The sequence below is a fragment of the Enorma shizhengliae genome, assembly GCF_009676995.1.
GTDB classification, from domain to species: domain Bacteria; phylum Actinomycetota; class Coriobacteriia; order Coriobacteriales; family Coriobacteriaceae; genus Enorma; species Enorma massiliensis.
Genome location: NZ_VTFZ01000008.1, coordinates 90,403 through 113,182, shown reverse-complemented (window position 1 = coordinate 113,182; position 22,780 = coordinate 90,403). Strand labels below are relative to the sequence as shown.

The window sequence follows — 22,780 nt, the reverse complement described above, 5'->3', positions numbered from 1 at the left end:
ATGCGACCATGGTAAAAAGCTAAACGGCCGCTGCCCGGCAGATTCGCCTCGTTTACCGATCTACAACGAGCCGGAAACATCGGCAACCGAACGGCAACGGGGCGGAAAGCACGCGTACACGCAAGAGAAACCAGCCCGCAACGCGCTGGAAACGCGCGTGTGCAGAGCCATGAACGCCATGGGAAGCCTCTCCCGGTCCCGTTGCGGCGCGCCGACAAGAGGGAAAGTCGACAGCCCCCTGTTCGCCATCCATGATCATGAGCTGGTGGTCTCCGGCGCGGGCGCGGGCGCCAGCAGACCGGACGCCCTGGGCGCGGGCGCCGGCGCTTGCAGATTAGAGGACCCCGGCGCCGGCGCTTGCAGACCAGATGCCTCCCCCAACACCGCCGCAGGCGCAGGCGCTTGCAGATCAGACGGCCCCACCACCGCAGGCGCAGGCGCTTGCAGATCAGACGGCCCCGCCGCCGCAGGCGCAGGCGCTAGAACGAAACGTTGCCGAATTCGGAAAGTTCGAGCTCGGGGTTGTGATCGTGCGCCCAGTCCACGTTCCAGGGGCTCGTGAACAGAAGCAGCTTGCTGCCGCGCATGTCTTCCACGCGCAGGGTGTCGCGCGTGAGGTCGAGCGCCTTCACGTCCACCGAGCCGGGTTCGTTGGCGATCCAGCGAATATCGGTGTAGCCGAGCGGCTGGCGGCGCACCTCAACGTGGTACTCGCTCTTGAGCCGCTGCTCCAGCACGTCGAACTGAAGCACGCCCACCACGCCCACGATCACACTTTCCATGCCGGCGCCAATCTCGCGGAAAATCTGGACCGCGCCCTCCTGTGCAAGCTCCTCCATACCCTTCACGAACTGCTTGCGCTTCATGGTGTCCACCTGGCTGATGCGCGCGAAATGCTCCGGCGCAAAGGTAGGGATGCCCGCATACTGCACGCGGCGCTTACCGGCGCAGAGCGTGTCGCCGATGGAGAAGATGCCCGGATCAAAGAGGCCCACGATGTCGCCCGCGTACGCCTCGTCCACGATGGCGCGGTCGTCGGCCATCATGGCCGTGCCCGTGGCGAGCTTGAGCTTTCGCCCGCCCTGCATATGGAAAGCGTCCATGCCGCGCTCGAACTTGCCCGAGCAGATGCGCAGGAAGGCGATGCGGTCGCGGTGGTTCTTGTCCATGTTGGCCTGGATCTTGAACACGAAGCCGGAGAACTCGTCCGATGCCGGGTCGACCTGCTCGCCCGTGAGCGCATCCTTATGCGGGCTCGGTGCCGGCGCAAGCCTCAAGAAGTCTTTGAGGAACGGCTCTACGCCGAAGTTTGTGAGCGCCGAACCAAAGAAGACGGGGCTGAGCTTGCCCGCACGAACGGCCTCGAGGTCGAATTCGTCCGCCGCTCCATCAAGAAGCTCGATGTCGTCCATGAGATTACGATGGTTCTCGGCCCCGATGAGCTCATCGAGCGCCGGATCGCCCAGCTCGGCCTCAATCTCATCCACCTTTTTGGTGGCATTCGCGCGGCCGTCGCCCTCGAAAGCGAGCACGTGGCGGCTCGCGCGCTCGAAGACGCCGCGGAAATTCTGTCCGCAGCCGATGGGCCAGTTCATGGGATAGGTCGAGATGCCGAGCACCGTCTCGATCTCGTCCAAGAGGTCGAACGGGTCGCGCGTCTCGCGGTCAAGCTTGTTCACGAAGGTGAAGATGGGAATACCGCGCAGCGCACAGACGCGAAAGAGCTTAACGGTCTGCGCCTCAACGCCCTTCGCGCCATCGATCACCATGACGGCGGCGTCGGCGGCCATGAGCGTACGGTACGTATCTTCCGAAAAGTCCTGGTGGCCGGGGGTGTCCAAGATATTCACACAGCAGCCGTCGTAGGTGAACTGCAGCACCGACGAAGTCACCGAGATGCCGCGCTGCTTCTCGATCTCCATCCAGTCGGAGACCGCGTGCTTGGCACTGCTCTTCCCCTTTACCGAACCAGCCGCCTGGATGGTGCCGGTATAGAGGAGGAGCTTCTCGGTAAGTGTGGTCTTGCCCGCGTCCGGGTGCGAGATGATGGCGAAGGTGCGTCGCGAAGCGACCTCTTCGGCGATGCTTGGCATGGGTCTCCTCTGCGCAACGCGCCGGCCTGACATGCGCTGGCATGTGGCCGCCGACGCGCGAGGCGACGAGCGGCAGGTGCAAGCGCGAGCATGGCCAGCGGGACGTGCGTCTGTGTTCCGATGATGTGCGATTTCAACCGGACGTATTGTAACGCACTTCGCCCGCGCCCACGGCGTCTGCGCACCCCCTCCGATGCCGAAAGCGTACGCGTCCGAACCGCCGACTCCTCATCGAACTTCATTCTTGGGCAAGATTGTGTCGAAACTCGGCTTCTAGAGCCCTCTTTTCGACACATTCTTGCCCGAGAATGAATTGCGCATGGAACCCCGCCACAGGGCTACTTCGCCCGCGTCCGTTCGTTACGCTCGTTCGCTTGCCGTTGCTCCCCAGAAAGGAAGGGCAGCCTGAACAGCCAACGCGCCAAGCAGCGCACCGCCGGGCCTGCCACGAAGAGCTGCCACAGAAGCGCCATGGGAAAGTTCATCGCCGTAGTTTGCAGCCACGTGGCAACGAGCTGCGAGAGCGGTGGCTGCTTGAACGCGATCGTGGCCACGAAGCTCATCATGGGGCACATAGTCCAGCAGGTGAAAATACCGAGGAATACGGTGATGAGCAGTGCTGGATCCTCGCCCGCCCTGAGGAACTTGAACGTGCAGTGATGCGCGACCTTACCGCCAACGAGCGCTTCGAGGACGATGACCGCCGCCATGAGCGGCACCATGTCTCCAAAGGGCACGAGGAACAGCTCGGTTGTAAGACCACCCGTCATGAGCGCCTGGTTGTAGAGCTCCATGCCGTAAACCATGGCAAACGCCATGAGTATCGAGAAAACGAAGTGCCGAGCGCGCGTGCTAGGCATGCAAACCTCCTGCTCGCCCAGCCCCTCAACACGAAAACGCGCCGCGGAAGGACAACTGGACTTATGCCTTCCGCAGCGCGTTGCTTGCGAGGTATGGTATCACCGAAACGCCCGTAGCAATCAAAAAAACCACGTTGCGATGGCCGGTGCATGCGCGAGGGCCGGTAGGAGAGTGCAGGTGCGACGGTCGGCACGGGCGTGCGGGCGGGTGCAGGGGCGTATGGGAGATCTCGAGGACTGTGCACACGCGAAGGCCGGCATGGGCATGCGGCCCGCGGGCGGGTGTGTGGACCGGTGAATGCGCGGCGGTCGGCAGGGGCGTACGGGTGCGAACGAACGAGCCATCACGGGCGCTCGAACCGATGCGAACGCTCAAGCCGGTTCGGCATGCGGGCGGCGGCTGCCAAACGACAACCGTCGCGCATCAACGCCCGCGCTTCAAGACCGCGCCCACCACGAGCAGGGCCGCGCCCAACAGGACGAGCACGGCGAGCACGTCGAACGTAAACGAGAAGCCCGCGAGGAAGAGCTCCGGGCGCCCCTCCACATAGCCGGTCACCGCATGGCCCGCCAGGGAACTCATCTGCCCGTACAACAGCACCGTGCCGCCCGTCACGCCAGCCGACATACCCATGTAGCGCACGAGCGAGACAAGGCTCCCCGCAAAGCCAAGGTCCTCCGTCTCAACCGACCCCATGACGAGCGCGTTGTTCGGCGACTGGAACAGTCCGGTGCCCGCCGCCATGGCCGCCATAAGCAACACGATAACGACGACGCCCGCATCGTCCGAAAGCCCGCCTACGAACCAGATACCCGCTGCGTAGATCACAAGCCCCACGAGGCACGGCCAGAAGCTGCCGATGCGGTCCGAGAGCGCACCGCCCAGCGGGCCCATGATGGCCATGCCGAGCGGGATCGCCGTGAGAATGAAGCCGGCAACATTCGACTCGTACCCACAGGCGTCCTGCAAAAAGAAGGGAAGCAGGTATTCGGTTGCGCCCACCGCAAGGAAGCAGAGGAACATCGCAGCAAGGTTGGCCGAGAAGACCGCGTTGCCGAAGAGGTCGAGGCGGACAAGCGGAGCCTCCACGCGGCGCTCCACCAACACGAACACCACGAGCAATGCAAGGCCCGCCGCGAGCAAACCCATGAGGAGCGGCGTGGCGCCGTTAGCGAGGTTGGTAAGCGAGAAGAAGGTGAAGAAAATCGCCGGAGCGAGTAATAGGGAACCCGCGATATCGAAGCCCGCGCGCGCGGACCGGTCGGCCTCGGTGCGCGGCGCGTCGCGCGGCAAAGTCTTCAGGCCCACCAGAAACGCCACGATGCCCACCGGCACGTTGATGAGGAAAATCGACTCCCACGGATACACCGCCACAAGCATGCCGCCGATCGTGGGGCCGCACATGAGGCCGAGCGACACGAACGTCGAGGTTATACCGAGCGCGCGGCCTCGCTGGCTCGCAGGGAACACCTCGGTCACGATGCCCATGTTGTTCGCCGTCGCGCTTGCGGCGCCGAGCGCCTGCACCACGCGGGCGCCAATGAGCACGGGAAGCGTCGTTGCAAGGCCGCAGAGCGCCGAGCCCGCTGTAAAGAGCGCAACGCCAACCTGGAAGAAGAGCACCTTGCCGTAACGGTCGCCCAAGCGGCCGAACACGAGCACGGTTACGCAGCATGCGAGCAGGTAGATGCTCGAAACCCATTGGATATCGGCAGCCCCCACGCCGAGCTCGCGCTGCATCGCGGGCAGAGCAACGTTCACGATGCTGCTGTCGAGCGTAGACATGAAGGTCATGGCCACGACGGTGAAGAGCACGACCCATTTGCCAGCGGTCGGACGGGGCGCAGGCACGGAATGCGGCGTCGGCGCGGACGGCGATGCCTGCGTAGAGCGCGGTACACGTTCGCCGCCCTGCGCGGAGTACGGCGACTCTGAAGAGCGCGACGCCCGAGCGGCGCATGGTTCCTGCGCGGCGCACGGCACCTGCGCGGCGCACGTCTCCCGCCCGCTGCGGGCCACTTCGATAGATTGCTTGTTCTCAGCATGATTCATGCGCAAACCTCCCCAGGCAAACGCGGACACATCCACGCGCCTTGGAGCGCGCCTCCCCGGGGCGAACAGCCCCAGGCGCTTATCGCGTGCGGGTGGCCGCCATTGACCGGCGACCGCACCGCGATCGGCCGCAGCATCATAGCACGGCAGCGCCAGCGAACAGCCTACCTCACGGTAAAATCAACCGCCCGCGCGCTCGCCCCGCCCCACCCGCCGCTTGCGTAGCCCGCCGCCCTTCCACAAGGAAAACGTCCGCTGCCCGGGTATAACCAAGGAAAGGTCGTCATGCGGGAAGGAGCCGCCATGTTCTTCAAAAACGTCCTGGTGCCCTACGACGAATCTGAACACGCCCTGAGCGCGCTGCACATCGCGTTCGGCATGGTGGGAGGAGACCCCGAAGCGACGATCCACGTTGTCACAGTCGTGGCGGCAGGGCCGCTCGCCTCGCCCACGCTCAGCAGCGACGCCTTCGATGCGCCCGATAACCTAAGCGAGGAGCTCGAATCCGACGGCATCATGGGGCCCGCGCTCCACCGCATGCGCACCGAGATCCAGCACGTGGTCGATGACGCGCGCGACGATGCCTCGTGCCAGATCGTGACAAGCGCGGCGCTTTCAGGCTCTCCTGTGGAAGGCATCGCGGAATACGTGGACAACCACAACATCGACCTCGTGGTCATGGGGCGCCGTGGCCTTGGAGCCCTCCGCGGCATGCTCGGCAGCGTGAGCTTCGGCGTGCTGCGCTCGGTCGACGTGCCGGTGCTTACGGTGAAGTAAGCAGCGTGCGTTCGCGCCGCTTACCCGATTTCCGCGCCGTACCAGTTCTCAATCATGTGCCGGGCGATGGACGCGCGGCCAGGCAGCTCGACCTCGCCCGACGCGACGGCACGGGCAAGGTCCTCGCGCGTGAACCAGCGCGCCGCCGCAACCTCCTCATGGTCGACGGCGACCTCTGCGGTTCGTGCGTGGGCCCGGAAGCCCAACATGATTGATGCCGGGAAGGGCCAGGGCTGCGAACCGAGATAGCACACCTCGTCGAGCTCCACGCCCACCTCTTCGTGCGCCTCGCGGCGCACCGCGTGCTCGAGGCTCTCGCCCGCCTCCACGAATCCGGCAGACACCGAGTAGAACCGCTCGCGCCACGCCGTGTTGTGCTGCAAGAGGATGCGCTCCTCGTCATCGACGATGGCCGTGATCACCGCGGGCTCGATGCGCGGGAAGAGCAGGCGGTCCGCATCTGCGGGATTCGTGCAGGCCTGCGCCCAGCCGGCGAGCGCGGGCCGCACCGGAGCGCCGCATGCTGGGCAGAACCGCTGCTGGCTATGCCATGCGCAGATCGCAACGGCACTCGTGGCCAGCCCAGCATCGCGCGTCGACGCGCAAGGCGCGAACGAGCGCAGCTCCACCCAATCAAAGTCGCGAAGCGCTCGCTGCGAAAAGGTGACAGCCGAGCGGCCGAGCTCGTGGTCGGCACCGACGGCAGCATTACGAGGCTCATCGACCGCGCGCGTGATGTCGAGGGCGAGATACGGAACAGGCTGTGCAGATGGCCCCATCTCGCGATCGAGCCCAAGATATACAAAGAGCGCTCCCGGCCGATGCTCCTCAGATCGCACATCGGCGGCGCCAACCGCTGCAAGTTGCACCGTCCCAACGGGAGCCTCGGCATCCGGGCGGGGCGCGGCGGGATCGGCGGTGCAATCAAGCGCCGCCGGAGTCGCCGACCCAAAGCGCTTGGGTACGGCGATGAGCCCGTTATCGACGATGACCACCCGCGTGCGGTCGCTTGCAAGCAATCGCCCGATGAGCCCCTCCTCGCTGCGCCGGTCGACATCGTAGTCAATGGTCGTCTGTGCAAGTAGCAACCGGTCCATGAATCCCGTCTCCATGTCTGCGCCTCCCCGTGGCGAGCCTAGCCACATCTATGATACGCGCCCGTCGAATGCGCAGCTCGACGCGTTGAACGCGCGCGCCACGAAACCATTGTCAATCGACCTTGGCGGACGCGCAGCGCTCTGCTATACTCTACCGATGCTGTCCCCATCGTCTAGCGGCCTAGGACGTCGCCCTTTCAAGGCGAAGATCGCGGGTTCGAATCCCGCTGGGGGCACCATATGCAAGAAGTACGAACCCGCGAGGCCTTGAGCCCTGCGGGTTCGTTCGTTTGCGGAGCGTAGTTCATGGCCAGAAAGCGGATGCCGACGAGCCCTTTTCAACTTTTGGGCACTTGCCCGAAGACTCGCCGAGTATACCCGGTCTAAGCGTTATCAAAACAGCAGGTCATCGGCTTGCCATGGTTTCGGCTACTCTGCCCATCGGCGTCCGAGTGCCCAAAAGTTGCAAGCGCCCCGCAGCACCCTCCCCTTTCCGCCTTTCGAGCAGAGTAAACGCAGGAAGCCCCCGCTTCCTCCTGAGCGATTCCGCAGGAGCTCGGCAAAGCCGAGCTCCGAGGACCAGCGAAGGAGGAAGCGGGGGCTTCTTCCGGGAGCGCACCCTACACGTAGAACAGGATGTCGTCGTACGTCGGTACCGGCCAGTAATCGGCGGCAACAATCTCTTCCATGGCATCCACTGCGGCACGCAGCGTCTCCATGGCGGGATTCACCTCATGCGCGTAGCAATTCGCCTGCTCCTGCGCGTCGAGAAGCGCCTCGGCCTTCTGATGCACCGCGTCGAGCGCCTTGATGGACTCGTTGATCTCGGTGATGCCGTTGCACAGTTTGTTGAGCGTGTTCTGCTCGCACTGCATGGCTGCGTCGGCACCGGCAGCGCGAATGGTCTCCAGGCCCTTGGCGACCTTGGTTGCGTAGGCGGTAATCACCGGACGGTACGTGCGGCGCGCCTCGCGAATCATCGTCGTGGCCTCGATGTTCATGAGCTTGTTGTACTTCTCGAGCTTCACCTCGTAGCGGCTGAACGCCTCGGTCTCGGTCAGCACGCCCATGCTCTGCCAAAGCGCAAGGTTCTTGGGGGCCACCATCGCAGACAGCGCGTCGGCCGTGGTGTGAAGATTCGCCAAGCCGCGGCGCTCGGCCTCGGTCTGCCATTCGTCGGAGTAACCGTCGCCCGAGAAGAGGATGCGACGGTGCTCGATCAGCTTCTGCTTGCAGTACTCGAGGGCCTTCTCGGCGAAGTCGTCCTCAGGTGTGCCCTCGAGCGCGTCGGCGAACTCCTTCAGGGCCTCGGCAACGGCGGTATCGAGCACGAGGTTCGGGTCGGAGGGGTTAGCCTCGGAACCCACCGCACGGAACTCGAACTTGTTGCCCGTGAAGGCAAACGGCGAGGTGCGGTTGCGGTCGGTGTTGTCCTGCTGCAGGTTGGGCAGCACGTCGGCGCCCAGGTCGAGCACGCCGTGCGTGGCGTGGACGCTCGCCTTGCCGTCCATGATCTTCTGCACGACCTCGGTGAGCTGGTCGCCCAGGAAGATGGAGATGATCGCCGGCGGCGCCTCGTTCGCACCAAGGCGATGGTCGTTGCCGCAGCTCGCCACCGACATGCGCAGCAGGTCCTGGTACTTGTCGACCGCCTCGATGACCGCCGTGAGGAACACCACGAACTGCAGGTTCTCGAGCGGGGTGTCGCCCGGGTCGAGCAGGTTCTCGTCACCGGCGCTGATCGACCAGTTGTTGTGCTTGCCGGAGCCGTTGATGCCCTCGAACGGCTTCTCGTGCAACAGGCACGTGAGGTCGAAGTTCGTGGCCACGAGCTTCATCTTCTCCATCACGAGCATGTTGTTGTCGATGCCCTCGTTGAGCTCGGTGTACACGGGCGCGAGCTCGTGCTGGCACGGCGCGACCTCGTTGTGCTTGGTCTTCGCCGGGATGCCGAGCGCCCACAGCTCGTCATCGAGCGCCTTCATGTATTTGGAAACAGAGGGGCGGATAGCGCCGAAGTAATGCTCCTCGAGCTCCTGGCCCTTGCACGGCGGCGCACCGAAAAGCGTGCGGCCCGTAATAACCAGGTCGCGACGCTTGCGGTAGGCGTCCTTCTTGATCAGGAAGTACTCCTGCTCGAGGCCCACGCTCGGCACCACGCGCTTCGGTGTCTTGCCAAAAAGCGCGAGCACACGCTTGGCCTGCGTGTCGAGCACCTTCATGGAGCGCAGAAGCGGGGTCTTCTTGTCAAGCGCCTCGCCGTTATAGCCGCAGAAAGCCGTGGGGATGCAGAGCACCTCGTCCTTGATGAAGGCCGGGCTCGTGGGATCCCATGCGGTGTAGCCGCGCGCCTCGAACGTGGCGCGGAGGCCGCCGTTGGGGAAGCTCGACGCATCGGGCTCGCCCTGGATGAGCGCCTTGCCCGTAAATTTGGTGATGGCCGTGCCGTTGCCCACCGGCTCGAGGAAGCTATCGTGCTTCTCGCTCGTGATGCCGGAAAGCGGCTGGAACCAGTGAGCGTAATGCGTCGCGCCGTGCTCGAGCGCCCACGTCTTCATGGCGTGCGCGACGGCATTCGCAACGTCCAGGTTGAGCGGCTCGCCTTCCTCGATGGTTGCAAGGAGGGTCTTGTACACGTCTTTGGGGAGGTAATCCTGCATGACGCTTTCCGAGAACACCATGGTCCCGAAGCGATCGGTTAGGTCTGCCATCGAGGCTCCCTTCGTTCACGCGCCGCGCGCACATACCGCGGCAACAACTGCCTGCTGAACACAAAGCAGGGTAGTCGCGCCATGTTTCCGCGGCATTTCGGACGCGTTGCGGGCGCGATACCATTCCGAGAAGCTAGTGTAACAGCATGAGCGCCGCGGAGGCTCGTTACGGCACGCTACCGGGGCGTGATAAAAATAATTTCTAAAATCAGCCTCACAGCAGTGCGCTCAGCTTCCATAATGCTAACAGTACCCGTCGTCTCGGCGGCACGCCGGACGCTGTCGTTGGCATGCCGGGCTCGCTGCCTGGGCGGCATTCCGGATGCGTTGCTCTGGCGTTGCTTCGGCGGCACAGCGCAGCGCGCCAGCTTGGTAGCGCCACCTCGGCGGCGGCACCGCGCGCCGGAGCCCGCCGGGACCCGCTGACCTCGCGGCACCGCACGGCGCATGATACTGGACAGGGCAACGATTCGAGCACCTCGACCGAAAGGCGAACCATGCACGTTGACGACATCTTTACCAAAGCCCACGCAGCAGGCAAGATCCCCGTTTCGTTCGAGATGTTCCCGCCCAAGGGGGAGCTCACCCTCGACAAGGCCCGCGACGCGGCAAAGAAGCTGAGCGCCTACGGGCCAGACTTCATCAGCGTCACCTGCTCTGCCGGCGGGGGCGGCAATTTCGCCCAGACCGCCGCCATCGCCTCGATGCTCGAGAGCGAGTTCAACGTCAGCTCTGTGGCGCACCTTACCTGCATTTCGCTCACGCGGGAAGGGCTCAAGGAGCGCATCGCCCAGCACAAGGCCGCTGGTGTGGAGAACGTGCTCGCCCTTCGCGGCGATCGGCCCACGAAAGACAGCCCGCTCTACGGCGCCCCAAGCGACTTCTCGTTCGCGGCGCAGATCATCCCCGCGCTCATCGAGGCCGGATTCTGCGTGGGCGGCGCAGCGTATCCCGAAGGACACATTGAATGCGAGAGCCTCGAGACGAGCGTCGAGCATCTTAAGCTCAAGCAGGATGCGGGGGCGAGCTTCTTCGTTACCCAGCTCTTCTTTGATAACGAATACTGCTACCGGTTCCTGGACCTTGCCGAAAAGGCCGGCATCACGGTGCCCATCACCTGCGGAATCATGCCGTTTGTGAGCAAGCAGCAGATTACGCGCATGGTGCTCATGTGCGGAGCGTCGCTCCCATCGCCCGTTATCAAGCTCCTGGCCAAATATGACGATGACCCGGCGAGCCTCGCGCAGGCGGGCATCGACTACGCATGCCGCCAGCTCCAAGACCTCAAGGAGCACGGCGTGGACGGCCTGCACGTCTATACCATGAACCGCCCCTCGGTCGCGTCCGCTGCGATGCAGGCGCTCGGCCGATAGCGCCGGAGCTATCGTGGCCGAACGCGAAACGGCAACAGGGCAAAGCGAAGCCGGACGGGCGCCCTTGCCGCTGGGCGTTCCACGCGTGTGGCGGCCAGGGGCGGGGGCGGCACCGCTCGACCGTGCCGAAATGCTCCGCTACCTTGGATACCACGGGCAAAAGATCGAGCCAGAGCTCGCCGAGCGCATCGATGCCGTCGCGGCCGATGCCGTGACCCGCACAGCTCCCGCTGGCGTCTGGGCAGTCTTCCCCCGCGGAACGGTATACGACACCCCGGTGAAACGCGAACACCCGGTGTCTGCGAACCAAAAGGTGAAACGCGAGCACCCGGTGCCTGCGAACCAAACCCCAGTTGCTGCGGGCCATATCGCGTTCGAGGGCACAGCGCTGGCGCTCACAGGGCGCGACATCTTTCGCCACCTCAAGGACGCACGATATGTCGCCGTTCTCGCCGTCACGCTCGGCATGGCCTCCGAGCAGCGCCTACGCGTGTTGAGCAGCCAGAACCCGCTCGAGGGAGCCGTCTTTGATGCAGCCTGCTCCGCCTTGGTGGAAAGCGCAGCCGATGCGCTCAACTGCGAGATTGAAGCTGCCGCCCAAGCCGCGGGCCTCTCCTGCAACGCACGGTTTAGCCCCGGATACGGAGACCTTCCGCTCGCCGTTCAGCCCACGGTGCTCGCCACGCTCAATGCCACGCGACTCTGCGGCATCACCGCCACGCCAACCAACCTGCTCATGCCCACCAAGAGCATCACGGCTTTCATCGGGCTCTTCGAAGGCGACCCGCACTCGTCGGATGCGGTGAGCTCTTGCGCGGGCTGTCGCGTGGCATCGGGATGTCCGTTCCGCGCTCGCGGCACGCGCTGCTGGTAGGCGCGGCACGCGCGCCAACACGCAAGGCGCTCACTGCTGGCAGGCGCGTTGCTTGCCGCCAACACGCAAGACGACACCCAGCCGCCTGGCACTCGTGGTTCGCAGCCTCCCCACGCCGCCACCAGATACCTGACGCGCCTTCGCAGCCCTCGACAGCGCACAAGGTGGCGTACAATCTCGTGCATCTATCGAAAGGATTCGCATGACCGTCACCCCCACCGCCTCGGCTACCCCTGCCTCCCCAGGCACCTCAACCGCCCCCACACCGAACGCATCTCTCGCCCCGCTCACCGAGCGACTTGCCGCCGGCGAGACCTACCGCCCGCGCACGCTCGACACACTTCGCATCGCTGACAAAGACCTGCGCCTCGTCCTCGAGGGCCGGCGCCACCTGCTCTTCGACGGCGGCATGGGCACCATGCTGCAAGCTGCGGGCATGGCGGCGGGCGAGGTCCCCGAGCTCCTCAACCTCACGAACCCAGAGGTCATCACTCGCGTGCACACCGCCTATGTTGAGGCAGGCAGCGAGGTGATCACCACCAATACCTTCGGTGCCAATGCGCTCAAGCTCGGCGACGCAGCGTCGGTTGAGGACGTCTTCACAGCTGCGGTGCAGGCGGCGCGCGCCGCGCATCCGCGCTATGTCGCAGCCGACATCGGGCCCATCGGCGCGCTGCTGCGCCCCCTTGGAACGCTCTCGTTCGATGAGGCGTACGCGCTCTTCGCCCAACAGGCACGTGTGGCCGAGCAGGCGGGCGCCGACCTAATCGTCATCGAGACCATGACCGATCTCCTCGAGGTCAAGGCAGCCGTACTCGCCGCCAAGGAGTGTACGAATCTGCCCATCATCGCCACGATGACCTTCGAGGCCGACGGCCGAACGTTCCTCGGCACCTCGCCAGAGATCGCCGCCGCATCGCTCGACGCGCTCGGGGTGGACGCCCTCGGCATCAACTGCTCACTCGGACCGCGAGAAATCCGCCCGTTCGCGCAGCGCATGCTCGCCGTGACCAACAAGCCCCTTATCGTTCAAGCGAACGCCGGGCTCCCTCGCGTGGAGAATGGTCAAACCGTCTACGACATCACGCCCGAAGACTATGCAGAAGCAGTGGGCGACATAATCGCCGACGGTGCGGGTATCGTTGGAGGCTGCTGCGGAACCACCCCCGCCTACATCCGTCTCCTCGCCCAGAAGCTTGGCGGCCATAAGCCCGAGCTGCGGCAGGCAACACATCCCTTCACCTGCACGAGCGCCCAAAAGCTCACCACGCTCGACGGCCGTCGCATCGCCGTCATCGGCGAGCGCATCAACCCAACGGGCAAGAAGAAGCTCCAGGCAGCGCTCCGTGCCGGCGACCTCGCCTACATCGTCGGTCAGGGCATCAGCCAGCAGGAACAGGGCGCCGACGTGCTCGATGTGAACGTGGGCCTGCCCGAGATCGACGAACCCGCCATGATGGTGCGCGCGTGCGAGGAGCTGCAGGGCTCGACCCTCCTCCCCCTCCAAATCGACTCGACCAGCCCCGTCGCCATCGAGGCTGCGGTGCGACGCTACCCAGGGAAACCCATCATCAACTCGGTAAACGGAAAGCGCGAGAGCATGGATGCGGTGCTTCCCATCGCGGCGCACTACGGCTGCGACATCGTAGCCCTCACGCTCGACGAGGCCGGCATCCCCGCGACGGCGGAAGCGCGCCTACAAATTGCCGAGCGCATCGTGAAGGAAGCCGCCCGCTATGGGATCGGCCGCGAGCGGATTCTCGTAGACTGCCTCGTCATGACCGCCTCGACGAACCAGCACCAAGTGCTCGACATCCTTCGTGCCGTCGAGCTCTGCCGAGAGCATCTGGGCGTGCGCACCTCGCTTGGCGTCTCGAACGTGAGCTTCGGTCTGCCTGCGCGCGAGCTCCTAAACGCGACCTTCCTCGCCGCCGCGCTCGGCGCGGGGCTCGATGCCGCCATCATGAACCCCGGCTCGGATCGTTATATGGATGTGGTGCGCAGCTTCCGCGTGCTGAACGCCGAAGACGAGGGTTCGGCCGCATTCATCGAGCGCTACGCGGGCGCCCCCGACCCCTATAAGGCTGCCGATGGGCGCGCCGAGGCTTCCCTCACTGGAGGTAGCAACAACGCCATGGCGGCACCTGCCACGATGAACGCTGTCGCAGCGAGCACCACGGGCGGTAGCGCCGCTGAGCCCGGCGCCTCTTCAGCCGACGCAAGCGACACCATTCGCCATCTCATCATCACTGGACGCAAGGGCGATATGCCAGCCGCCACGCGTACGGCGCTACAAAAATGTGAACCCATGAAGCTCATCAACGAATGCTTTATCCCTGCGCTCGATGAGGTTGGCGACCGATTCGACCGCGGAGCCTTCTTCCTTCCCCAGCTCATGGCCTCGGCGGAAGCGGCACGGGCAGGCTTTGACACCATCCGCGCGGTCATGCCGGCCAGCGAGCTCGGCGACAAAGGCGGCATTGCGCTTGCCACCGTAAAGGGCGACATCCACGATATCGGCAAGAATATCGTTCGCATGCTGCTTGAAAACTATGGTTACGCGGTCTTCGACCTGGGACGCGATGTGGACCCGCACGCGATACTCGATGCCGTGCGCGAGCGCGACCTCAAGCTCGTGGGGCTTTCCGCCCTCATGACCACCACAGTCGCCAATATGGAAGAGACGATCGAGCTTCTGCACCGCGAGGCACCGGAAGTCAAGATCATCGTCGGAGGGGCCGTGCTCACCCCGGAATACGCCGAGCAGATTGGCGCGGACTTCTACGCCAAGGATGCCGCCGCGACGGCGCGCATCGTCGAAGACGTGCTCAAAGAGTGATGCCGGCTGCGCGCCGTCGCGGGTGCGCCCAAGGCCGATGCCGACCTCACGCGCCGTCGAGAATGCGTGCAATGGGCGAAGCACGGCCCGGGCGCGGCAATAACGCGCGCAAGCAGGACCATGCTTCGCCCGTTTTTGCAAAACTCCTGCCAAAGGATCATTTTTTCGCGGACAGCCTTAGTACACTGCCTACACAGCAGCAAGAAACACCAGCTCACGAGGGTGCCCGATTTTCTGCACTTGACCCTTAGCCCAAAATTCGATCCTTTGAGGCAAGTTTTGCTTCAAACCACTATCGAAGGAGAGATGATGCCCCGCTTGCCCCGCCGTTTTGCCCGATGGCTCGCCGCTATCGTCGCCGCGCTCGCCGCGCTGGGCGGCTACGCCGCCGTCGATGGGCCAAATCCGCTTGACGCGCTGCTCGCAGCATCGGGTTTTAGCGAGACCACCGACACCAGGTCGCCTGAACAGGCCAACAATGGAATCGCGCAGCTAGGCGAAGCAGATCTCACCTGGTCGGCTAACGACTACCCCGACTATTACCGCGTGCTCGGCACGGCGCAAGATGTTGATGAAGGCGCCGATCCGGGCATTGCCTACGGCGACCTCGACGCTCTTGGGCGAGCCACCTGGGCGGGCGGTTGGATCACGGGCGAGATGCGCGCCGCCGCGAGGGCCCAGGATCGCAATGACGCACCCGACCCAGCAGACCCCGTTGGCTGGCCGCGCATAAACCCCGAGGTCTCAATCGAGGGAATTGACGGAAGACGCACCTACCACGGACGCTTGTGGAACCGCAGCCATCTCGTCGCCTGGAGCTTGGGCGGTTCCATGGAAGCAGAGAATATCGTGCCCGGCACCCGTACTCAAAACATCGGTGACAATGTTTCGCCCGGTGGTATGGGCTACACCGAAGACCTCGCACGCACGTGGCTCGACCAAAACCCGCAGGGCAAGCTCTGGTACGCTGCGACCCCCATCTATCGAGGTGACGAGACCATCCCCCGCGCCGTGGTCGTGGACATCAGGACCGATGACGGGAGCATCGACGAGCGCGTGCTTGTCTACAACACCGCCAATGGCTGGGATATCGACTACGCCACTGGTGACGTGCAGGCCGCATAACCACAGGACCTGCGGACCTCGTTCGCGCAGGGACGCCCCGCTCTCGCCTGCTCGCGCCTGCCCTCGCCTTTGCGCGCCGCGCGCACCCACGCATCTGCCCTCGACCGCCGCTCGCCTGCGCGCCACGTTCGTACCATTCTCATGTTAACGTGCGAGTAACGCCGCACTTCGGCGCGGCCTAGCACCCGCCCACGGTAGAATAGACGGACGTGAAACGGCAGACAGGAGCTCCTATGGCTATCACCCCGGCAGAAATCGCCGAAACCCGCGGCATGGTCGCGGAGCAGCATCTGGACATTCGCACCGTGACCATGGGCATCTCGCTCATGGGCTGCGCCGATGAGGATCTGGGCCGCATGTGCACCAAGGTCTACGACCACGTGACGTCGACCGCCGAGCATCTGGTGGAAACGGCCGAGAGCCTCGAGCGCGAATACGGCATTCCCATCGTGAACAAGCGCGTCTCGGTTACCCCTGTGGCGCAAATCGCCGCGTGCTGCGCCGAAGAGGACCTCACCCCGCTCGCGCACGCGCTCGACCGCGCTGCCGAAACCCTCGGCATCGATTACCTTGGCGGATTCTCGGCTCTCGTGCAAAAGGGCGTCGGCGACGCCGACCGACGGCTCATCCAAAGCATTCCCGAGGCCCTTGCCAACACGAGCCGCGTGTGCTCGAGCGTGAACGTGGCGAGCCTGCGCGCGGGCATCAACATGGATGCCGTGCTCATGGTGGCGCAGACGGTCCTCGATGCAGCGCGCCTCACCGCCGACGAGGACTCCGTGGGTGCCTCGAAGTTCGTGGTTTTCGCCAACATGGTCGAGGACTCCCCCTTCATGGCCGGCGCCGTGCACGGCTCCGGCGAGGCCGACGCCGTCATCAACGTGGGCGTCTCCGGCCCCGGCGTGATGGCCGCCGCGCTCGAGCAACTGTCTGAGACCGCCAACATGATGGAAGTAGCCGAAGAAATCAAGAAGACTGCGTTCAAGATCACGCGCGCCGGCGAGCTTATGAGCCGCGAGGCTGCGCGGCGCCTGGGCGTGGAGAAGGGCATCGTAGACCTCTCGCTCGCCCCGACGCCTGCTATCGGCGACTCGGTGGCGCGTATTCTCGAGATCATCGGCGTCGGTACCTGCGGCGGCCCCGGCACCACCGCGGCGCTGGCGCTCCTCAACGACTGCGTAAAGAAGGGCGGCGTCATGGCCACCTCGAGCGTGGGCGGCCTTTCGGGTGCGTTCATCCCCGTGTCGGAAGATGCTGGCATGATCGAAGCGGTCGAGGCAGGCGCCCTGTCGCTCGAAAAGCTCGAAGCTATGACCTGCGTGTGCTCGGTGGGCCTGGACATGATCGCCATCCCCGGAGACACGCCGGTCGAGGCGATTGCGGGCATCATCGCCGACGAGATGGCTATCGGCGTGATCAACAACAAGACGACGGCCGTGCGCGTGATCCCTGCCATCGGCAAGGGCGTGGGCGACACGGTCGAGTACGGCGGTCTTTTTGGACGCGCTCCGGTCATGCAGGTGAACCCGCACGCCGGTACGGTCTTTGCGCACCGCGGTGGGCGATTCCCGGCACCACTCAATTCGCTCAAGAACTAGGCTCCCGGCGGGGCCCGGCATCTTCCTCCGACGCTCGAGCAGTCCTCGCTGCTCGTAGCAAAGCTACGAGCAGCTGCGGAACTCGCAGCGGAGGAAGATGCCGGGCCCCTGCGCTACGTACTTGCAGGGCAAAGGCCAGGTACGAGCACATGGGGCGATGGGCGCTGCCGTGAGCTTGACCGGTGTGGGCTTTTTGGGAGCCTCGCACTAGATAGAGATCGATGCAGGCTGTTTGGGCATACGGAAATGCAAGACGTAAACGGGGCTGAGGAGGCGGAAGAATTTGAGAACGGTTACGCGGGCCATTGCCGGAACCTTATTGGGAATTGTAATCGTGCTGGGCGTGCTCTCGGCCGCGTGGAACTTTGCGCTCAAAGGCACGCCGCTCGAAGACATGATCGGCACCGGCGTTGCCAACGCCGCCCTTGATGCATCGGGCATCAAGGGTCAGATCGACAGCACGCTGCGCGAGAACGTTTCGGCTATCGCTTCTGCAACCGGCATGAGCGAGAGCCAGGTTACCTCCGCCATCGACCAGCTCAACATCGAATCGTGGAGCGTGACGACGCTTCCCTCGGATGCATCCGCAAGCGGAACGTTCAACACCACCTACCAAGGAGCAAGCGCAACGGTCACCACCTATGCCGACCCCTCATACGTCACGGTTGACGCCTTGGGCCAAGAGCTTACGCTCTCCGTTCCCGAAAGCGCCCAATCTTACGTCTCGCTCCTTGCCTACCTATAGCTGCAGATGATATTCGGCAGAGCAAATCGGCAGCTGGCCCCATAGGCCCAACTTCCCTGCCGCCTGCCTCGCGAGCCAACCCCAGGGCACAGCCTACCCCCGTGGCAAATCGATAGCGTACTGCTCGCCCGCATCATCGGTGAGAATGAGCTGCGCATTCTTGATATCGATGGTCGAAATCGTGCCCGTGCCGCTGTAGTAATCCGCAGGGATCGACCCGTCGCTCGGAACGAAAGACTGCACGTAACATGAGCCGTCCGCATTTGACACCACATAAAACGTGCCGCGATGGATCGCGAAGCCGACCGGCTCTCCCGTGACCTCAAAAAGCGCCATGGGCTCATCCGTCGAGCCCACTCGCTGGCTTGCAAAGGAATACCCGTCGCCGGACGAGACGAGCGAGTAGACCGAACCATCGAGTTCTATCGTCCCGCCGTCCGCAGCGAGCACAAACACGTCCTCGGGCGTTGTACTCGCCGCGCTATCGTTTGCTGCAACCTCAGTACGAGGCTGCTCGTCCTGCAACAAGGCGCCGACCACCGCGCTGCCCACCACCACGAGCAACGCCACCGCGAGCGCAATGCCAACGAGCACCGAGACGACTACGAGCGCGCGGCCCGATCTGCCCGCCCCAGGCGATGCTTTTGCAGCAACCGCATGCCCGGCCGCCTCTCGACGGAACCGCTCAACCTGCCCGGCGTCGGATCGGGCGGCCCGGTGAGCCGCGTCAACGGCGTTGATAGGCGCCTGAGCAGCGCCGCTCGCATGGGCTCCAGCGGTGCGGCCGACAGACGCCGCAGGCCGAGGGACCTCGCGCTCGGGCGCGCGCATATGGGCGCCTGCAGCGGACGCGGAACGGTGGATGCCTCCAGTTCGCGCGGGGCGATGGGCGCCGCCAGCGGCAGGCGTGGAACGATAAGCGGCCTCAGAGCACTGGGCACCGCGAGCGGGAGGCATGGAACGATGGGCTGCCTGGGACTGGGTGGGCACAGAGCGATGGGCTGCCCGGGACTGGGAGCCGCCCGCGGCAGGCGCGGAGCGATGAACAGGCTGCCGAGAAGATGGTGCCTGATGAGGCTGAGAGGGCTTGGATTCTCGTGACATGAGAACTCCCTTGTCTCGCGTAACGAGCCCTCAGCTTACCATCGCGCGCCTCGAAGCCCCGGCTCCCCACTAAAAAGGTACGGATTGCGGCCAGGCGCTCTTAATCTAGGTGAACGACACCTCGCAGTCAGACGATACCGCGCGGACAGGCATCCGAATGGCAAACGCACCCGGATGCCAAGACGCGTATGGGCATCGAGCGGTATCAGCTGCACCCCGTCGTGGTACCGCAGTCCATGCACACCTTGCACGTTCCGTTCTGCACCATGCGGGAGCTTCCGCAGGTCGGACAGGTGCTTCCGTCGTACAGGCGCTCTCCGTGAAGGGCGGCGTCATGCACGGCTTCGTTCACAAAAGCCGCCGTATAGACATCGCCGGTATCAACAGCGCCCGTCTCTTCGGCAAGCTCCTGCTCCTTCACCGCTGTAAGACGCGAAAGCTCTTCCTCGGTGGCTACAGGCTCCTCGTCGGGATCGGGCTCGGCCACGCGCGGCACGGCCGCCGGCGGAGCGGGCGTGGCGCCAGCAATCTGGCTCCAGCCCTCAGGCTTCACCTGCACGCGCGTGTAGTCCCCTAGCTCGATATCGATTACCTTGGAAATAAGGTCCGAGATGCTCGTCACGTACTTGATGTTCGGATGGCTCTGAACAAAGCCATAGGGCTCATACATCTGACCGCGCAGCATCTTGGAGATGCTCTCCGGCGGAATGCCGTACTGCAGCATGACCGAGATGGTCTTCGAAAGCGAGTTCAAAAGGCCCATGATGGTCGTGCCCTCACGGTCGGTCGTTACGAAGAGCTCGGAGATCTTGCCCGCATCGTTTCGGTTCACCGTCGTGTAGATTTTCACGCCGTCGATCTGCGCCAGATGCGTGCGCCCGTCGCGGATGCCCACGATGCGCTTACGCTGGGCAGGCTTCTGGGCGGTGGCGAGGCGCCCCTGTGCATCGCGCGCATATGCGAGCAGCGCCTCGTGCGAGAGCTCGCCCAAATCCTTCTCGTCGGTGTCGTCGGCAAGCGTCGTGTTGAGCGGCTGCGCATTCTTGGAGCCGTCGCGATAGAGCGTGATGCCCTTGCAACCCGTCTGCCAGGCGAGCATGATGACGTCTTTGAAATCCTGAACCGTAGCCTCGCGCGGCAAGTTCACCGTCTTGGAAATGGCGCCGGAGACGAGCGGTGTGAGCGCCGCCACCATGAGCACGTGCCCGCGCGGAGCGATGAAGCGCTCGCCCGAGCCGCAAACATTCGCCGTGTCGAACACGGGCAGATGCTCGCGCTTGAGATGCGGTGCCCCCTCGATCTTGCCGTCAACGATCATGCCATTCTCATCCGTTGCCTGCACGTAGGCGAGGATGTCCTCCACCTCGTCCTCGGTGTAACCCAGATGGTGCAAGGCATCGCCGATCACCGGGTTCGCGATGGTCATGAACCCGCCGCCCGAGAGCTTCTTGTACGCCATGTGGCTAAAGAACGGCTCGATGGAGGTGGCCCCACAGTCCATAGCGAACGAGATGGTACCCGTCGGTGCCATGACGCTCACCTGCGCGTTGCGATACCCGTAGCGCTCGCCGAGCTCCTCGGCAAACGTCCAGCTCTCGATGAGCGCCGAGGCGAGCTCCTCCTCGCCCGCAGCGGTGAGCAGATCGAAGTCCACGATGGGCGGCTCGACGGTAAGGCCCTCGAAGGCATCGTTGCGGGCGCCTGCCACACGCGCGTGATTTCGAATCACACGCATCATATGGCGCTTGTTGATATCGAAGCAATCGAACGGCCCTACCTTGCGTGCCATGATGGCGGAAGCGGTGTAGCTGCGCCCGGTCAGCGTGCCCACAAGTGCCGAGGCAAGGGCGCGGGCGGCAGCAGAATCATAGGGCAGCCCCTTCGCCATGAGCAGGCTCGCAAGGTTAGAGATGCCGAGGCCCGTGGCGCGGAAACGATAGGTTTTGCGTGCGATGTCTTTCGTGGGGAACTGGCCCCATGCGATGGACGCCTCGAGCGCGAGCTGGATCAAGTCGATTGCATGCTCGTACCCTTCGACATCGAAGCGGTCCGTCGCGGGGTCGTAGAAGCGATAGACGTTGATCGATGCGAGGTTGCAGCTCGAATCGTCAAGAAATGCGTACTCGCCGCACGGGTTCGTGGAGTTCAGGCGGTTGTAGCTCGCGCCCACCACACCGTCCTCGCCGCCCGGGCAGGTGTGCCACTCGTTGAACGTGTCGCTGAACTGCGGGGCGGGGTCGGCGCAACGCCACGCGCTCTCGTTAAACGTGTCCCAGATGTGCTTGACGGAAACCTCGTGATCGAACGACGGGTCCACGCGCCCCTTGAGCTCGTAGGTCACCTCGGGGTTCTCCGGCAGCTCCATGACCTTCGCCATGAACTCGTTGTCAATGCGCAGCGAGTTATTGGAATTCTGGCCCGAGACGGTGGAATAGGCCTCGCCGTTGATATCGCCGTCGTAGCCCATCTTCATGAGGGCGAGGGCCTTGTCCTCCTCTTTCGCCTTCCACGTGATAAACTGTTCGATATCCGGGTGGTCGATATCAAGGCAGACCATCTTTGCGGCCCGGCGCGTGGTGCCGCCGCTCTTGATGGCGTCGGCGTTGCGGTCGAGGCCGCGCAAGAAGCTCATGACGCCGCTCGAAACGCCGCCTCCCGAGAGCTTCTCGCCCTCGGCGCGAAGCGCGCTGAAGTTGGAGCCGGTGCCCGACCCGCCCTTGAAGAGCTTGGTCTCCGTCACATATTCATCCGAGATCGAGTGCTCGCCCAACAGCTTGTCTTCGACGCTCACGATGAAGCACGCGCTTGCCTGGGTTCGGGTGTACTGGTCAATCGATTCGACGACCTCACCGCTCTGAGGGTCTACGTAATACATCTCCTGAGGTTCGCCGGCTATGCCGTACGAACGTTTGAGCCCGGTGTTGAACCACTGCGGCGAATTGGGGGCAAACCGCTGGTCCAAGATGAGGTAAACGAGCTCGTCATACAGTATCTGCGATTGCTCGCCCTCCTCGATCATGCCTTCTTCTATGAGCGCGGCGACCCAGAAATCGACCATGCGATGCGCCACCTGGCGGAGCGACACCTCATGCTCGGTGCCGGGAACGCCGGCGCGGCGAAAATACTTGGACGCGATGATATCCACCGCATTTTGGGAATAGCTCACGGGAAACTCAAGATCGTGCATCTCACAGAGCGTCTTGCCCGTTTTGTAGTCCGTGAGAAGCACGTCGCGCTTCGACCAGTCAAACAGGTCGTAGACGGTTTTCCCGGCATTCTCGGGCCGCTCGAGGTCGCTTGTGAACCGGCGGCTTACGAGCTCGTCAATCGTGGTCGCCATGGATATGCCTCGCTTTCTTGAGGGCGCTTCGCGGTACATGGAGTATTGCGCCGCGTGCGGACAGAATAGGACCGACTCCGGCCCAAGAGCCGAAGCCGCGACAGCTGTATTCGATTCTATCAACATCCCGTCAACACGCATCCAATATCTTGTGTCATTCCGTGAACGGTATCACAACATATAGTTGATGG

At 64.0% G+C, this 22,780-nt stretch carries 14 protein-coding genes and 1 tRNA gene; 8 read left to right on the top strand and 7 right to left on the bottom strand.

Features of this window, described 5'->3' with window-relative positions; genetic code table 11:
• Positions 1 to 479: 479 nt before the first annotated feature.
• The 3 genes from GJE22_RS06960 to GJE22_RS06950 all read right to left on the bottom strand — a co-directional run bounded on the left by GJE22_RS06960 (position 480) and on the right by GJE22_RS06950 (position 5,006).
• A complete protein-coding gene (locus GJE22_RS06960) occupies positions 480 to 2,093 on the bottom strand; it encodes a peptide chain release factor 3 (RefSeq protein ID WP_144688595.1) in 1,614 nt (537 codons plus the stop codon).
• Between the two features lie 338 nt (positions 2,094 to 2,431).
• Entirely contained in the window at positions 2,432 to 2,953 is a 522-nt protein-coding gene (locus tag GJE22_RS06955; protein WP_144688594.1) for a DUF2798 domain-containing protein, read from the bottom strand.
• 424 nt (positions 2,954 to 3,377) lie between these two features.
• Positions 3,378 to 5,006: an MFS transporter gene (locus tag GJE22_RS06950; RefSeq protein ID WP_235895849.1), complete on the bottom strand. Its 1,629-nt coding sequence runs from the start codon at positions 5,004 to 5,006 to the stop codon at positions 3,378 to 3,380.
• Positions 5,007 to 5,309: 303 nt separating this feature from the next.
• Here GJE22_RS06950 and GJE22_RS06945 point away from each other — a divergent pair, with 303 nt between their 5' ends.
• Entirely contained in the window at positions 5,310 to 5,783 is a 474-nt protein-coding gene (locus GJE22_RS06945) for a universal stress protein (RefSeq protein WP_144688593.1), read from the top strand.
• A gap of 20 nt (positions 5,784 to 5,803) precedes the next feature.
• On the opposite strand, the gene nudC is transcribed toward GJE22_RS06945, so the two are convergent.
• Positions 5,804 to 6,895, bottom strand: coding sequence for an NAD(+) diphosphatase (gene nudC / locus GJE22_RS06940; protein ID WP_144688592.1), 1,092 nt, complete (start codon positions 6,893 to 6,895; stop codon positions 5,804 to 5,806).
• 147 nt (positions 6,896 to 7,042) lie between these two features.
• Here nudC and GJE22_RS06935 point away from each other — a divergent pair.
• Positions 7,043 to 7,119 (top strand) — tRNA-Glu (locus GJE22_RS06935).
• Positions 7,120 to 7,500: 381 nt separating this feature from the next.
• On the opposite strand, the gene GJE22_RS06930 is transcribed toward GJE22_RS06935, so the two are convergent.
• Complete coding sequence (locus GJE22_RS06930; protein WP_144688591.1) at positions 7,501 to 9,591, bottom strand: glutamine synthetase III family protein; 2,091 nt, start codon at positions 9,589 to 9,591, stop codon at positions 7,501 to 7,503.
• Positions 9,592 to 10,088: 497 nt separating this feature from the next.
• Here GJE22_RS06930 and GJE22_RS06925 point away from each other — a divergent pair, with 497 nt between their 5' ends.
• The 6 genes from GJE22_RS06925 (at position 10,089) to GJE22_RS06900 (ending at position 18,145) form a co-directional block, all read left to right on the top strand.
• Positions 10,089 to 10,964: a methylenetetrahydrofolate reductase gene (locus GJE22_RS06925; protein ID WP_144688590.1), complete on the top strand. Its 876-nt coding sequence runs from the start codon at positions 10,089 to 10,091 to the stop codon at positions 10,962 to 10,964.
• A 13-nt stretch (positions 10,965 to 10,977) separates the two neighbouring features.
• Positions 10,978 to 11,838 (top strand): hypothetical protein, encoded by an 861-nt coding sequence (locus tag GJE22_RS06920; protein ID WP_235895848.1) that lies wholly within the window; start codon positions 10,978 to 10,980, stop codon positions 11,836 to 11,838.
• Positions 11,839 to 12,040: 202 nt separating this feature from the next.
• A complete protein-coding gene (locus tag GJE22_RS06915; protein ID WP_144688589.1) occupies positions 12,041 to 14,677 on the top strand; it encodes a homocysteine S-methyltransferase family protein in 2,637 nt (878 codons plus the stop codon).
• A gap of 309 nt (positions 14,678 to 14,986) precedes the next feature.
• Positions 14,987 to 15,802 carry a DNA/RNA non-specific endonuclease gene (locus GJE22_RS06910; protein WP_186297442.1) on the top strand — a complete coding sequence of 272 codons (816 nt, stop codon included), beginning with the start codon at positions 14,987 to 14,989 and terminating at the stop codon, positions 15,800 to 15,802.
• Between the two features lie 233 nt (positions 15,803 to 16,035).
• A complete protein-coding gene (locus GJE22_RS06905) occupies positions 16,036 to 17,400 on the top strand; it encodes a PFL family protein (protein ID WP_144688587.1) in 1,365 nt (454 codons plus the stop codon).
• A 319-nt stretch (positions 17,401 to 17,719) separates the two neighbouring features.
• Positions 17,720 to 18,145: a hypothetical protein gene (locus GJE22_RS06900; RefSeq protein ID WP_235895847.1), complete on the top strand. Its 426-nt coding sequence runs from the start codon at positions 17,720 to 17,722 to the stop codon at positions 18,143 to 18,145.
• A gap of 93 nt (positions 18,146 to 18,238) precedes the next feature.
• Here the strand turns inward: GJE22_RS06900 and GJE22_RS06895 are convergent, their stop codons facing one another.
• Complete coding sequence (locus GJE22_RS06895; RefSeq protein WP_144688585.1) at positions 18,239 to 18,976, bottom strand: hypothetical protein; 738 nt, start codon at positions 18,974 to 18,976, stop codon at positions 18,239 to 18,241.
• A gap of 478 nt (positions 18,977 to 19,454) precedes the next feature.
• Complete coding sequence (locus GJE22_RS06890; protein WP_144688584.1) at positions 19,455 to 22,589, bottom strand: vitamin B12-dependent ribonucleotide reductase; 3,135 nt, start codon at positions 22,587 to 22,589, stop codon at positions 19,455 to 19,457.
• Positions 22,590 to 22,780 lie beyond the last annotated feature (191 nt).